The organism is Pseudoduganella aquatica, from assembly GCF_020865585.1.
Taxonomy (GTDB): Bacteria; Pseudomonadota; Gammaproteobacteria; order Burkholderiales; family Burkholderiaceae_D; genus Rugamonas; species Rugamonas aquatica_A.
The window spans coordinates 5,968,500-5,983,112 of record NZ_CP086370.1; the positions used below are offsets into that span (position 1 = coordinate 5,968,500).

At 66.1% G+C, this 14,613-nt stretch carries 11 protein-coding genes; 6 read left to right on the top strand and 5 right to left on the bottom strand.

The features are described from left to right. Nucleotides 1–7 precede the first annotated feature (7 nt). The gene (gene pepN, locus KT882_RS26575) at nt 8–2,653 is read right to left on the bottom strand and encodes an aminopeptidase N (protein WP_228893727.1); all 2,646 of its coding nucleotides are present in this window, start codon (nt 2,651–2,653) and stop codon (nt 8–10) included. Between the two features lie 162 nt (nt 2,654–2,815). Between pepN and KT882_RS26580 the strand changes: the two genes are divergently transcribed. Both KT882_RS26580 and KT882_RS26585 read left to right on the top strand, forming a co-directional pair. Continuing rightward, nucleotides 2,816–3,457, top strand: coding sequence for a DUF4136 domain-containing protein (locus KT882_RS26580; protein ID WP_161074085.1), 642 nt, complete (start codon nt 2,816–2,818; stop codon nt 3,455–3,457). A gap of 129 nt (nt 3,458–3,586) precedes the next feature. Then, nucleotides 3,587–6,346, top strand: a complete 2,760-nt coding sequence (locus KT882_RS26585) for a M16 family metallopeptidase (protein ID WP_161074084.1) — start codon at nt 3,587–3,589, stop codon at nt 6,344–6,346. Nucleotides 6,347–6,459: 113 nt separating this feature from the next. Here the strand turns inward: KT882_RS26585 and KT882_RS30700 are convergent, their stop codons facing one another. Genes KT882_RS30700 through KT882_RS26600 form a run of 4 tightly spaced genes read right to left on the bottom strand, consistent with a single transcriptional unit; the run spans nt 6,460 to nt 8,885 of the window. Continuing rightward, complete coding sequence (locus KT882_RS30700; RefSeq protein WP_260048874.1) at nt 6,460–6,588, bottom strand: hypothetical protein; 129 nt, start codon at nt 6,586–6,588, stop codon at nt 6,460–6,462. A gap of 5 nt (nt 6,589–6,593) precedes the next feature. Then, nucleotides 6,594–7,568, bottom strand: coding sequence for a quinone oxidoreductase family protein (locus KT882_RS26590; RefSeq protein WP_161074083.1), 975 nt, complete (start codon nt 7,566–7,568; stop codon nt 6,594–6,596). Between the two features lie 9 nt (nt 7,569–7,577). After that, nucleotides 7,578–7,958: a methylglyoxal synthase gene (locus KT882_RS26595; protein WP_161074082.1), complete on the bottom strand. Its 381-nt coding sequence runs from the start codon at nt 7,956–7,958 to the stop codon at nt 7,578–7,580. Between the two features lie 27 nt (nt 7,959–7,985). Next, nucleotides 7,986–8,885, bottom strand: coding sequence for a DMT family transporter (locus tag KT882_RS26600; protein ID WP_161074081.1), 900 nt, complete (start codon nt 8,883–8,885; stop codon nt 7,986–7,988). Between the two features lie 104 nt (nt 8,886–8,989). Between KT882_RS26600 and KT882_RS26605 the strand changes: the two genes are divergently transcribed. The 4 genes from KT882_RS26605 (at nt 8,990) to hemF (ending at nt 14,608) form a co-directional block, all read left to right on the top strand. Continuing rightward, nucleotides 8,990–11,440 carry a DUF4214 domain-containing protein gene (locus tag KT882_RS26605; RefSeq protein WP_267478625.1) on the top strand — a complete coding sequence of 817 codons (2,451 nt, stop codon included), beginning with the start codon at nt 8,990–8,992 and terminating at the stop codon, nt 11,438–11,440. A gap of 82 nt (nt 11,441–11,522) precedes the next feature. After that, nucleotides 11,523–12,248, top strand: a complete 726-nt coding sequence (locus tag KT882_RS26615; RefSeq protein ID WP_161074079.1) for a YebC/PmpR family DNA-binding transcriptional regulator — start codon at nt 11,523–11,525, stop codon at nt 12,246–12,248. Nucleotides 12,249–12,315: 67 nt separating this feature from the next. Continuing rightward, nucleotides 12,316–13,584, top strand: a complete 1,269-nt coding sequence (gene purD, locus KT882_RS26620; RefSeq protein ID WP_161074078.1) for a phosphoribosylamine--glycine ligase — start codon at nt 12,316–12,318, stop codon at nt 13,582–13,584. A gap of 112 nt (nt 13,585–13,696) precedes the next feature. Beyond that, nucleotides 13,697–14,608, top strand: a complete 912-nt coding sequence (gene hemF / locus KT882_RS26625; protein ID WP_228893728.1) for an oxygen-dependent coproporphyrinogen oxidase — start codon at nt 13,697–13,699, stop codon at nt 14,606–14,608. Nucleotides 14,609–14,613 lie beyond the last annotated feature (5 nt).

Sequence of the window (14,613 nt, forward strand, 5' to 3'; positions counted from 1 at the left end):
TTTCGAATTAGTTGGCCAGGGCTTTGCTGACGACTTCCATCACGTCGTTCGACAGCGGCGCGGCGCGCGCCACGCGCTCCAGCGCGGCGCGCATCTGATCCTGCAGCGCGGGCGCGTAGCGGCGCCAGCGGTCCATGCTGCGCGCCAGGCGCGCGGCCACTTGCGGGTTCAGCGCGTCCAGCGCGATCACATGCTCGGCCCAGAAGTCGTAGGCGCTGCCGTCCTTGGCGTGGAACTGCGATGGGTTGGCGTGGCAGAAGCTGAACAGCAGGCTGCGCGCGCGGTTCGGGTTCTTCAGCGTGAAGGCCGGGTGCTGCATCAGCTTGCGCACGACAGCCACGTCGGTGTTGGGCGCGGCGCCCTGCATGGCGAACCACTTGTCGACCACCAGCGCTTCGCCGGCGAAGTCGTCGTAGAAGCTTTGCAGGGAGGCGCGCACGTCTTCGCCGCTGTGGATCAGCGCGGACAGCGCGGCGGCGCGGTCGGTCATATTGGTGGCCTGCTCGAACTGGCGCTGCGCCAGCTTCAGCTCCGCGCTGCCCGGGTCGATCAGCAGGTAGGCCAGCGCCAGGTTTTTCAGGCCGCGCTTGCCGGCCGACTGGGCGTCCGGGCTGTAGGGGCCGGGCGTCTGGTTGGCCTGGTATTGCGCCAGCAGCTCGGGCGCGAGTTCGCGCGCGATGGTGCGGCGCATGAACTGGCGCGCGGCGTGGATGGCGTGCGGGTCCACCACTTCCATCTGCTCGGCGATGATGGTTTCGGACGGCAGCACCAGCGCCAGCTCGCGGAAGGCCGCGTCCAGCGTTTCGTCCACCAGCACGGCGCGCTGGGCGGCGATGAAGGTGTCGTCCAGCGCCAGCGTGGCGCCCTGCGCGACGGCGGCGGTGAGCTTGAGCAGGCGCGCCATGGCCAGGCGCTGGCCGGCTTCCCAGCGGTTCACGGCGTCGCTGTCGTAGCGGAAGAGGTGCAGCAGTTCGGCGTCCGTGTACGGGTATTCCAGCACCACCGGCGCGGAGAAGTCGCGCAGGATGGACGGCACCGGCTGCTCGCGCACGCTGGTGAAGCGGAAGGTCTGCTCGGCTTCTTTCAGCTCCAGCACGGCGGTGGTCGCACCCACTACCTCGCCGTCCAGCGCCAGCGCCATGTCCTTGCCGTCCGCGCCCAGCAGGCCCACGGCCACCGGAATGTGGAAGGGCAGCTTGCCGGTCTGGCCGGGCGTGTCCGGGCAGCGCTGGCTCAGGGTGATGTCATAGGTCTGCGCGGCGGCGTCGTAGCGCGTGCTGGCGGTGACGACGGGCGTGCCGGCCTGGCTGTACCAGCGCTCGAACTGGGCCAGGTCGCGGCCGTTGGCGTCGGCCATGGCGGCGCGGAAGTCGTCGCACTGCACGGCCTGCTCGTCGTGGCGCTGGAAGTACAGGTCCATGCCTTTGCGGAAGCCTTCGCGGCCCAGCAGGGTCTGGTACATGCGCACCACTTCGGCGCCTTTTTCGTACACGGTGACGGTGTAGAAGTTGTTGATCTCGACGAAGGAGTCGGGACGCACCGGGTGCGCCATCGGGCCGGCGTCTTCCGGGAACTGGGCCTGGCGCAAGGTGCGCACCTGGTCGATGCGCGTGACGGCGCGGCCGCTGGCCGTGCCTATCATGTCGGCGCTGAATTCCTGGTCGCGGAACACGGTCAGGCCTTCCTTCAGCGACAGCTGGAACCAGTCACGGCAGGTCACGCGGTTGCCGGTCCAGTTGTGGAAGTACTCGTGGCCCACCACCGCTTCAATGCCGGCGTAGTCGATGTCGGTCGCCACGCGCGGATTGGCCAGCACGAACTTGGTGTTGAAGATGTTCAGGCCCTTGTTCTCCATGGCGCCCATGTTGAAGTCGCCCACTGCGACGATCATGAAGCGGTCCAGGTCCAGCTCCAGGCCGAAGCGCTCCTCGTCCCAGCGGATGGAGTTTTTCAGCGACTGCATGGCGTAGTCGGTCTTGTCCAGGTTGCCCTCTTCCACCCACACCTGCAGCAGCACTTCGCGGCCGGACTTGAGCGTGTAGGTCTCCTCCTGGCACACCAGGCGCGCGGCCACCAGCGCGAACAGGTAGGACGGTTTCTTGAACGGGTCTTCCCACTTGGCGTAGTGGCGGCCGCCGTCCAGGTCGCCCTGCTCCAGCAGGTTGCCGTTCGACAGCAGCACCGGGTAGCGCTGCTTGTCGGCGCGCAGCATGACGGTGTACTTTGCCATCACGTCCGGCCGGTCCGGGAAGTAGGTGATGCGGCGGAAGCCTTCGGCCTCGCACTGGGTGTAGAAGCTGCCGTTGGACACGTACAGGCCGGACAGCGTGGTGTTCAGCTCGGGCGCGCACAGGGTCTCGATTTCCAGCGTCACCTCGGCCGGCGCCTTCGGGATGGTCAGCGTATGGCTGCCCAGCACGTATTGGCCCGGCGCCAGGGTCTTGCCGTTCATGCGCAGCGCCACCAGATCGATTTCCTCGCCGTGCAGCACAAGATCCTTGCTCTTGCTGGCCGGGTTGCGGCTCAGCGTGACGCGGTTGGCCACGATGGTGCGGGCCGGGTCCAGGTCGAAGCCCAGTTCCACCGTGTGAACCAGGTAGCTGGGAGGGGTGTAGTCTTTACGGAAGATCGTCTGTGGGCTGTCAGTGCGCATGGGGTATTCGATCGGAACCTAGGGAAAGAGCTATTCTACCAACACCGGCCCCGGGGGAGCGCGGCTGCGTAACATTCTGTAATAGTTAAGCGCAACTTTCGCTGCCGCCGTACACTGTATCAAGCCACAACTGTTTTGTTATTATTGCAGGAGAGCAATATCATGAAATCACTAGCCATCCTGGTAGCCGCGGCCAGTTTGCTGCTGAGCGGTTGCGCCACCACCATCCGTAGCGACGTCACCACCTTCCAGGCCTGGCCCGCCAGCCTGCCGGAAAAATCCTATGTGTTCGACCAGCCGCGCAGCCCGGACGACACGCTGGAACTGCGCACCTACCAGGCCATGGTGGGCCAGGAGCTGGCCAAGCTGGGCTTCACCCCTGCCGCCGACGGCAACAGCGCCAAGCTGAAAGTGGGCGTCTTCGTCAGCACCATAGACCGCCCGGTGCGCGTGCTGGAAGCGTATGACCCGTTCTGGACCGGTCCCTACCTCACCAGCAGCTACTACTACGGCCGCGGCTTCTATCGTCCGTACTACTCGCGCTGGGGCGGCTACAGCCCGTTCTACGACCCCTTCTTCTACGGCCCGAGCACGCTGCGGGAAACCATACGCCACAGCTACGAGCGCCAGCTGCGCGTGGCCATCAACACCGTGGCCGGCCAGAAGCTGTATGACGTGACGGTGCAGAACACCAGCCGCAAGCAGTCCACGCCGCAAATCATGCCGGCGCTGGTGCAAAGCGCCTTCACCGGCTTCCCGGCGCAAAACGGCCAGGTGCGGCAAGTGGAGCTGGAACTTAAATAAAAGCCATTTGTATCAGGCAGCTACAATTCTCCGCACGCTGCCGAAGGACACCTTGTTAGAATAAAGACAGCATGCGCGACGGCAACCCCGCTCGCGCATCTTTTTATTCAAAACTACAACAGGTGACCGATGAAGACCAAACTGGCGCTCGCGCTTGCACTCTGCTTTGCGCAGACCCTTCCCTCCACTGCCGCGGAAACGGCCAAGCCGGCCAAGGCCGCGCCAGCCATCGACCTCAAGCCCTACGCCCTGAACTACAAGAAGTTCGTGCTGCAGAACGGCCTCACGCTGATCGTGCATGAAGACCACAACGTGCCCGTGGTGGCCGTGAACATGTGGTACCACGTGGGTTCGCGCAACGAGAAGCGCGGCAAGACCGGCTTTGCCCACCTGTTCGAGCACTTCTTCTTCAACGGTTCCGAGAACTACCCGCACGGCTTCCGCGAAGCGATGGACGACCTGGGCGCCAGCAACCGCAACGGCACCACCAACACCGACCGCACCAACTTCTTTGAAGACGTGCCGGTATCCGCGCTGGAGCGCACGCTGTACCTGGAAGCGGACCGGATGGGCTTCCTGGCCAACTACATTTCCAAGGAAATGCTGGAGCGCGAGCGCGGCGTGGTGCAGAACGAAAAACGCCAGGGCGAGAACCAGCCCTACGGCCGCGTGCGCGTTGAGCAGCCGGCCAAGATGTACCCGTATTCCCACCCGTATTCCTGGACCACCATCGGCAGCATGGACGACCTGAACGCCGCCTCGCTGGACGACATCAAGGAATGGTACAAGACCTACTACGGCCCGAACAACGCCGTCATCTCGCTGGCCGGCGACATCACGCCCGAACGCGCGCTGGAGCTGGTGAAGAAGTACTTCGACGGCATCGCCCCCGGCCCTGCCCTGCCGCGCACCGAGACCTGGATCCCCGCGCTGGACCGCAACATCCGCGATGAGATGGAAGACCAGGTGCCGCAAGTGCGCATCTACCGCGCCTGGCACGCGCCGGCCTGGAAAGACCCGCAGCAGCAGCACCTGGACCTGCTGGCCGACGTGCTGGCCAGCGGCAAGAGCTCGCGCCTGGTGAAGCGCCTGGTGTACGACAAGGGCACGGCCACCGGCGTGAGCGCCTTTGCGCGCGGCGGCGAGATCGCCGGCACCTTCCAGATCGTCGCCACGCTCAAGCCGGGCGCCGACCAGGCCGAAGTGGAACGCGACATCGACGCGGCGGTGAAAGAGCTGCTTGAAAAAGGCCCGACCGCCGAAGAGCTGGCGCGCGTGCGCACCATCAAGCTGGCTTCCCTGTCGCGCGAGATGGAGCGCATCGGCAGCCGCGCCAACCAGCTGGCCGAGAACCAGACCTACGGCGGCACGCCGGACGCCCACATGGCCCAGCTGGACGTGATGACCAAGGCCACCCCGGCCGAAATCAAGGCCACCGCCAACCAGTGGCTGCGCGCCAACCACTACACCATGACGGTCAAGCCCTTCGCCAAGCTGGCCGCCGCCAAGTCCACGCTGAACCGCAAGCTGCTGCCCGCGCTGGGCGAGGCGCCGGACGTGAAGTTCCCCGCCATCGAACGCACCACGCTGTCCAACGGCGTGAACGTGATGCTGCTGGAACGCCACTCCGCGCCCATCGTCAGCGTGGCGCTGGCCATCGACGCCGGCGCCGCCTCGGACAGCAAGGACAAGGCCGGCCTGGCCTCGCTCACCATGGAGTTGCTGGACAAGGGCACGGCCAAGCACAATACCTTCCAGCTGTCCGAAGCGCTGGACTCGCTGGGCAGCCGCCTGCGCAGCGGCACCACGCAGGACCAGTCCATCACCCGCCTGCAAGCGACCACCGCCAACCTGGCGCCGTCGCTGCAGCTGATGGCCGAAGCCGCGCTCACGCCCACCTTCCCGGCCGACCAGTTCACGCTGGCCAAGGAGCGCCGCGTGCAGGAAATCGCACAGGAAAAAGCCCAGCCATCGGCGCTGGTGCAGCGCGTGATGCCGGTGGTGCTGTACGGCGCGGACAGCGCCTACGGCCGTCCGCAGAGCGGCTACGAGCAGACCGTGGCCGCTATCACCCGCGAAGACGTGGTGAAATGGCATGCCAACTGGTTCAAGCCGGGCAGCGCCACCATCGTGGTCGCGGGCGACACCACGCTGGCGCAGCTGAAACCCATGCTGGAAGCCTCGTTCGGCAAATGGAAAGCGGGCAAGGCGCCGGCCAAGGCGCTGGTCACCGCGCCGGTCACGCAAGGCAAGCGCATCTTCCTGATCGACAAGCCGGACGCGCCGCAATCGACCATCATGGCGGCCCATATCTCGCAGACGCAAGGCCAGCCGGAAGACCTGGCGCTGGAGCCGGTGATGACCAACTTCGGCGGCATGGCCACCGCGCGCCTGAACCGCAACCTGCGCCTGGACAAGCACTGGAGCTACGGCACCAGCAGCCAGATCGCGGCCACGCGCGGCCAGCGTCCCTTCTTCGTGGTGGCGCCGGTGCAGACCGACAAGACCAAGGAGTCGATGCAGGAGATCGCCAAGGAGATCAAGGACATCGCCGGCGCGCGTCCGATTACGGGTGAGGAATACACCAGCATCATGCGCACGGTGACGTCGCGCCTGAGCGGGCGTTTCGAGACCATCCAGTCGCTGGAAAGCGCGGCGCTGACCACCTTGAACCTGGGGCTGCCGGACGACCACTGGAGCAGCTACGCCGCCCGCACCCGCGCGCTCAGCGAGCAGCAGTTGGCCAATGCGGCGGCCAAGTTCATCAAGCCGGATGAAGTGGTGTGGATCGTGATTGGCGACCTGCGCAAGATCGAGGCGGGCGTGCGTTCGCTCAATTGGGGCGAAGTCAGCGTGCTCAGCGCCGACGGCGTGCCGGTAGGGCGATAAGCCGGCGTGCACGGCGGGTTACGGCGCTCCGCGCCTAACCCGCCCTACGATGGTCCGGCTTGCTGGATTGCTGCGTTGGGCGGGTTAGCGCGGAACGCGCGTAACCCGCCGGCTCAGCTGAAGTAAGCCTCGGAAGCGAAGGTAATCGCCACCACCAGCAGCACCGCGCTCACCAGCACGGCGAGCAGGCGCCCGAATTTGGGGTTGCCGTCGTCGTCGCTGGTGTGGTCTTCTGAATTCATATCGTTCATGGCAGCAAAATGGAGGAGCCTGTCGTCTTGCGCGACTCCAGGTCGATGTGGGCTTGCCCCACATCCGCCAGATTATAGCGCTGCATGACCGGCACCTTCACCGCGCCGCTGCTGACCACGCCGAACAGCGACTGGGCCATGGCCTCCAGGTCTTCGCGCTTGGCCGCGTACGACATCAGCGTGGGCCGCGTCACGAACAGCGAGCCGCGCGACTGCAGCTCGCTCAGGCTGAACGGCGGCACAGGGCCGGACGCGTTGCCGAAACTGACCATGGTGCCCAGCGGCGCCAGGCAGTCGAGCGAACCAAAGAACGTATCCTTGCCGATCGAATCGTAAACCACCGACACGCCCTGGCCGCCGGTAATCTCGCGCACACGCTCGGTGAAGTTTTCCTTGTTGTAGTTGATCACGTGCGCCGCGCCGTTCTCGATGGCCAGCGCCGCCTTCTCGTCCGAACCCACGGTGCCGATCAGGTTCACGCCCATCACCTTGGCCCACTGGCAGGCGATCAGGCCCACGCCGCCGGCCGCCGCGTGGAACAGCACGGTGTCGCCGGCCTTCAGGGCCACGGTGCGGTGCAGCAGGTACTGCACCGTCAGGCCTTGCAGCATCATGGCCGCGCCGGTTTCAAAATCGATCTTGTCCGGCAGCACCAGCAGTTGCGCCGACGGCATATTGCGCACCTGCGCGTAGGAGCCGTTGGGCCGGCCCGCGTAAGCCACGCGGTCGCCCACTTTCACTTCCGTCACGCCCTCGCCCACCGCCTCCACCACGCCCGCGCCTTCCATGCCCAGGCCGGCCGGCAGCGGCTGCGGATACAGGCCGGTGCGGAAATACACATCGATAAAGTTGACGCCGATGGCCTCGTGCCGCACCGTCGCCTCGCCGGGGGCGGGCGCGCCCACCTCCACGTCCACATACTCCATCACTTCCGGCCCGCCAGTGCGGGTCATGCGTATCGCTTTGCTCATGCCGGCTCCTTACTGTTGCGTCAGTTGCAGTTGGGACAGTACCAGGTGCGCCGTCGATAAATTGGTGGCGCAAGCCACATTGTGCACGTCGCAGGCGCGGACCAGCGCATTGATGTCCGGTTCGTGCGGCTGCGGGGTCATCGGGTCGCGCAGGAAGATCACCGCGTCGATGCCGCCCTCCACCAGCATGGAGCCTATCTGCAGGTCGCCGCCGAAGGGACCGGAGTGCTTGCGGTCCACCGCCAGCCCCAGCTCGTTGGCCAGGCGGCCGCCGGTGGTGCCGGTGGCCGTCAGGGTGCAGGTCTGGAGGAAGCCGAGGTATTCGGCGGCCAGCTTAATCATGTCGTCTTTTTTCTTGTCGTGCGCGATCAGGGCAATGCGGGGCTTCATAAGGCATCCATCGTAAAGGTTGAAGGGCTATTTTTTCGACAGCAAATATATCCCGGCCAGCACGAGCGCGGTGCCGCCCAGCTGCCAGTCGGTGACCGGCTCGCCGAGTATCAGCGCGCCGAGGAACAGGGTGGAGACCGGGCCTATCATGCCGGCCTGCGAGGCCGTGCCCGCGCCAATGCGCTGCACCGCGGTCATGGTCATGAACACCGGCAGCACGGTGCAGAAGATGCCGTTGGCCAGCGACAGCCAGTACACCGGCATGGGCTGGATCAGCAGCCCGGCCGGGCGCAGGACAAAGAACTGGGCGATGCAGGCCACGCTGGACACGCACATGGCATAAGCCACCAGGCGCAGCGAGCCGAGGCGCTTGACCATCTCGCCCGAGAACAGCAGGTAGAGCGCGTAGGAGCTGGCCGAGCCCAGCACCAGCAGCGAGCCCAGGCCGATGTCCGGCCCGCCGCCCTTCAGGTCGTGCAGGAACACCAGCACAATGCCCGCATAGGACAGGGCCAGCGCCAGCCACTGCTTGCGGCTGATGTGCTGCTTGAGGAACAGGGTGGAAATAATCAGCACGAAGGTGGGCGTGAGGAACAGGATCAGCCGCTCCAGGCCCACCGAGATGTACTGCAGGCCGAGAAAGTCGAGGAAGCTGGACAGGTAGTAGCCGATCAGCCCCAGGCCCACCAGGCGCCAGCGGTCTGCCGGGCTCAGCGGCGCTTCGGTGCGCATCTTCCACAGCGCCACGGCGGCGAACACCGGCAGCGAGAAGATCATGCGGAAGGCGATCAGGGTGACCGCGTCGATATGGTAGCGGTAGAGCAGCTTGGCCACCACGGCCTTGGTGGAGAACAGCACCGCGCCGCCTACGGCGATGGCGAGTCCGCCAAGATATTGCGGACGGGAGAGTGGCGATACATTTGTCATGCGTGGATTGTAAGGCCAAACAACGTATGGCGCTGAGCCCGGCGCTGGACTAAGCGTTAGCAATATGGTAACGTGTATCCTCGAGGAATTATTTCTACATTGCAATGACCATCCATACCTGGCAGCCCGGCGAAACCAAGACCATCACCTTCGCCGCGGGCGACAGCATAGACGCCAGCGGCATCGCCGCCAGCGCGCTGCGGGCACAGACGCTGAACGGCGCCCTGGTGCTGGACGCGGCCGCGCTCGGCGCGCTCACGCTGCGGGGACCGGGCGGCGCGGCGCTGCAGCTGGACCAGCTGAAAGTCACGCTGTCCGGCGGCGGCCGCCTGCTGTACACCGCCTCCGGTTCCGTCCAGGCCGGCAACGGCGGCGACTTCCTGCTGGGCGGCGCGCTGGACAACACCCTGTACGGCGGCGCCGGCAACGACACGCTGGACGGCGGCGACGGCAACGACAAGCTGTATGCCTACGGCGGCAACGACACCGTCTACGGCGGCGCCGGCAACGACACCCTGGACGGCGGCGGCGGCACCGACAAGCTCGACGGCGGCGACGGCGACGACTACCTGCAAAGCGGCCAGCTGTACGACAACGCCACCGGCACCTTCCTGCCCGACCTGCTGGGCGACATCCTGAACGGCGGCGCCGGCAAGGACACCATCTTCGGCAGCGAAGGCAACGACGTGATCGACGGCGGCAGCGGCAACGACAAGCTCTACGCGCGCGGCGGCAACGACACCGTGTCCGGCGGCGACGGCGACGATGAAGTCTTCGGCGAAGCCGGCGACGACGTGATGAGCGGCGGCGCCGGCAACGACAAGCTCTACGCCGGCGCCGGCAAGGACACCATCTACGGCGGCGACGGCGACGACGAGCTGTGGGGCGAGGACGGCGACGACACGCTGGACGGCGGCGCCGGCGCCAACCTGCTGCTGGGCGGCAGCGGCGACGACACCTATATCATCCGCAGCCGCTTGGACCGCATCCAGGAAAGCAGCGGCCAGGACAAGGGGGTGATCTACGCCGACTGGTACAAGACCAACAGCGCCGTGGAGCAATGGACCTGGGCGCCCGGCGTGCAGAAGCTGCCCTACTGGATCGACGCGCTGACCTATGAATCGGCCTTCACCACGGCCAACACCGTGCAGCACGTGGTGTACTACAGCTTCGCCCAGGCTGCGGCCAGCTTCTTCACCACCACCGACCTGGACGGCTTCCATCCCTTCAACGCGGAACAGAAAAGCTACGCCCTGCAAGCGATGGCCTACGCCAGCTCGCTGCTCAATGTGCGCTTCGTGGAAACCGCCTCCGCCGACACGCCCTACAGCATCGTCTTCGGCTACAACCGCCAGCCCACCTCGGGCGGCTACGCGGCCAGCATCTACGGCGGGCACGCGTCGGTGCTGATGGTCGGCAGCACCAAGTGGACCGAGACGCCCAGCACCGACAACGGCAAGGAAATGTGGCGCATCCTGCTGCACGAACTGGGCCACTCGCTGGGCCTGAAACACCCCTTCGACCTGCCGCCCGCCGTGCTGCCGGCGGCGGAGGACAAGACCAGCGTCACCGTCATGAGCTACACCGAGGACCGCAGCGGCAGCGACAGCTACCACGTCTACGCGCCCTTCGACATCGCCGCCCTGCAGGCCCTGTACGGCGTGGCGCCGCAGGCCCATGCGGGCGACTCGGTGTACGCGCTCGACGCGGGCGCCTCCAGCATGATCTGGGACGGCGGCGGCAGCGACACCATAGATGGCAGCGCCCTGAAGCAGGACCTCACGCTCTACCTGGAAGCGGGCTACTGGAGCCACATCGGCGCCAAGGCCGCCACCATCACGGCGCCGGGCCAGGTCACCATCAATTTCGGCAGCGATATTGAAAACGGCTTCGGCGGCGCAGGCAACGACCGCCTGACCGGCAACGCGCTGGACAACCGCCTGGCCGGCGCGGCAGGCAACGACGTGCTGACCGGCGGCGCAGGCAACGACAGGATGGACGGCGGCGCCGGGCTGGACACCGCCAGCTACGCCGGCGCGCGCGCCGGCTACACGCTGCAGCGCCAGAACGGCGCGGTGGTGCTGAGCGACAAGACCGGCGCCGACGGCGTCGATACGCTGAGCACCATGGAACGGCTTAAATTCAGCGACACCATGGTGGCGCTGGACGTGGGCGCGGGCGAGACCGGCGGCCTGGTCTACCGCCTGTACCAGGCCGCGTTCGACCGCCAGCCCGACCTGGTGGGCCTGGGCTACTGGATCGCCATGGCCGACCAGGGCCTGGCCATGCGCGGCATCGCCTCCAGCTTTATCGGCAGCCAGGAATTCGCGGACCGCTACGGCGCCAAGCTCAGCAACGAGACCCTTGTCGCCCAGCTCTACCAGAACGTGCTGCACCGCCCCTACGAACAGGCCGGCTTCGACTACTGGACCGGCGTGCTCAAGCTGGGCGTGACCCGCGAGGACGTGCTGCTGGGCTTCGCCGACAGCGGCGAAAACTACGCCCAGCTCGCCGTCACTATCGGCGACGGCTTCGCCTACACGCCTTACGGCTAGGCCGGCCCGCCAGGCGCGTTTTCAGGGGGGCCTTATGTTAAAATACCGGCCTCACTGGCATACCGTCGAAGGAAGATTGAACATGGCTGGACACAGCAAATGGGCCAATATCAAGCATAAAAAGGCCGCAACGGACGCGAAACGCGGCAAAATCTGGACCCGCCTGATCAAGGAGATCACCGTCGCGGCACGCATGGGCGGCGGCGACATCAACACCAATCCGCGCCTGCGCCTGGCGGTGGACAAGGCGGCCGACGCCAATATGCCCAAGGACAATGTTCAGCGCGCCATCACGCGCGGCACCGGCGGCGAGGACGGCGCCAACTACGAGGAAGTGCGCTACGAAGGCTACGGCATCGGCGGCGCGGCCATCATTGTCGACTGCATGACCGACAACCGCGTGCGCACCGTGGCCGAAGTACGCCACGCCTTCAACAAATACGGCGGCAACATGGGCACCGAAGGCTCGGTCGCCTTCATGTTCAAGCACTGCGGCCAGTTCCTGTTCGCGCCCGGCGCGGACGAGGACAAGCTGATGGAAGCGGCGCTCGAAGCCGGCGCCGAAGACGTGGTGGCCGACGAGGAAGGCGGCTTCGAAGTCATCTGCGGCCCGCACGACTTCTCCGCCGTCAAGGACGCGCTGGAAGCGGCCGGCTTCAAGGCCGAAGTGGCCGAGATCATCATGAAGCCCGCCACCGAAACCGTGTTCACCGGCGACGACGCGCTCAAGATGCAAAAGCTGCTCGACGCGCTGGAGAACCTGGACGACGTGCAGGAAGTCTACTCCAACGCCCTGATCGAAGACTGATCGCGGCCTGCAGCATTTCAAGCGGCCGCAGGGCCGCTTTCCCAGTTTTACATTCGGAAACGGTCTTATGAAAATTTTGGTAGTCGGCTCGGGCGGCCGCGAACACGCCCTGGCCTGGAAACTGGCCCAATCGGAACGCGTGCAGATGGTCTACGTTGCCCCCGGCAACGGCGGCACCGCGCTGGACGCGCGCCTGAAAAACATCAACATCACCGACCTGCACGAGCTGGCCGCCTTTGTTGAAAGCGAACACATCGCCCTGACCGTGGTCGGCCCGGAAACCCCGCTGGCCGGCGGCATCGTCAACCTGTTCCGCGCGCGCGGCCTGAAAGTCTTCGGCCCCACCCGCGAAGCGGCCCAGCTCGAATCGTCGAAGGACTTCGCCAAGGCCTTCATGCAGCGCCACGGCATCCCCACCGCCGAATACCAGACCTTCTCGGACGTGAAACTGGCCCACGCCTACGTGGACGCCAAGGGCGCGCCCATCGTCATCAAGGCCGACGGCCTGGCCGCCGGCAAGGGCGTGGTCGTGGCGCTGACGCTGGAAGAAGCGCACCAGGCGGTGGACCACATGCTGGCCGACAACCGCTTCGGCGACGCCGGCGCGCGCATCGTGATCGAAGAATTCCTGGCCGGCGAAGAAGCGTCCTTCATCGTCATGTGCGACGGCAAGAACATCCTGCCGCTGGCCACCTCGCAGGACCACAAGCGCCTGCAGGACGCCGACCAGGGACCGAACACCGGCGGCATGGGCGCCTACTCGCCGGCCCCCATCGTGACCCCGGCCATGCACGCGCGCGTGATGCGCGAAATCATCAACCCCACCATCGCGGGCATGCACAAGGACGGCATCCCCTTCACCGGCTTCCTGTACGCCGGCCTGATGATAGACGCGGCGGGCAACCCGAAGACGCTGGAATTCAACTGCCGCATGGGCGACCCTGAAACCCAGCCCATCATGGCGCGCCTGAAGACCGACCTGCTGACGGTGATGGAACACGCCGTCAACGGCACGCTGGACGCGGTGGAACTGGAATGGGACCGCCGCACCGCCGTGGGCGTGGTGCTGGCCGCCGCCGGCTACCCGGACAGCCCGGTCAAGGGCGACATCATCGACGGCATTCCGGCCGAGACGCCGGAATCGGTCACCTTCCACGCCGGCACCGCCGACGTGGAAGGCAAGCTGGTCACCAGCGGCGGCCGCGTGCTGTGCGTGGTCGGCCTGGGCGACAGCATCAAGATGGCGCAAAAGCAGGCCTACGAATCGGTCGACAAGATCCACTTCGACGGCATGCAGTACCGCAGCGACATCGGCTGGCGCGGCCTGAAACACTAAGCACCACCACCGGGGTCAGTTCTGTCATCGCGTCATGCTCCAGTGCATGACGCGATGACAGAACTGACCCCATGTTACAATCCCGTCCTTCAATTTCTTTTCCCGCCGCCGAATGTCGTCTTCGCCCTCCCCTGCCGCCGTCAAGGATTACATGCTCGAGCTGCAGAACCGCATCGTGCAGGCGCTGGAGACGCTGGACGGCACGCCTTTCCTGCGCGACGCGTGGGAGCGTCCGGAAGGCGGCGGCGGTGTTTCGCGCCTGGTGGAAGAGGGCAATGTGCTGGAACGCGGCGGCTGCAATTTTTCCCACGTGATGGGCGCGGCGCTGCCGCCGTCCGCCGCGGCGGCCCGCCCGGAACTGGGCGGCCGCGCCTGGGAGGCGACCGGGGTGTCGCTGGTGCTGCATCCGCGCAATCCCTACGCGCCCACGGTGCATATGAATGTGCGCTTCTTCAGCACCACGGCGGCCGACGGCACGCCGGTGTGGTGGTTCGGCGGCGGCATGGACCTGACGCCCTACTACGGCTTCGAGGAAGATGCGCGCCATTTCCACCAGACCTGCGCCAACGCGCTGGCGCCCTTCGGCGATGATCTGCATCCGCGCTTCAAGCGCTGGTGCGACGACTATTTTTACCTGAAACACCGCAAGGAAGCGCGCGGCGTGGGCGGCATCTTCTTCGATGACTTCAACGCCGCCGGTTTCGAGCAAAGCTTCGCCATGGTGCGCAGCGTGGGCGACGCCTTCCTGGACGCCTACCTGCCTGTGCTGGCGCGCCGCAAGGACACCCCATACGGTGAACGCGAGCGCGACTTCCAGGCTTACCGGCGCGGCCGCTACGTCGAATTCAACCTGGTGTTCGACCGCGGCACCCTGTTCGGCCTGCAGTCGGGCGGGCGCACCGAAGCCATCCTGATGTCGATGCCGCCGGTGGTGAAATGGCGCTACGACTGGCACCCCGAGCCCGGTTCGCCGGAAGCGGCGCTGTACACCGACTTCCTGCCGCACCGCGACTGGCTGGCGTAGTGCAC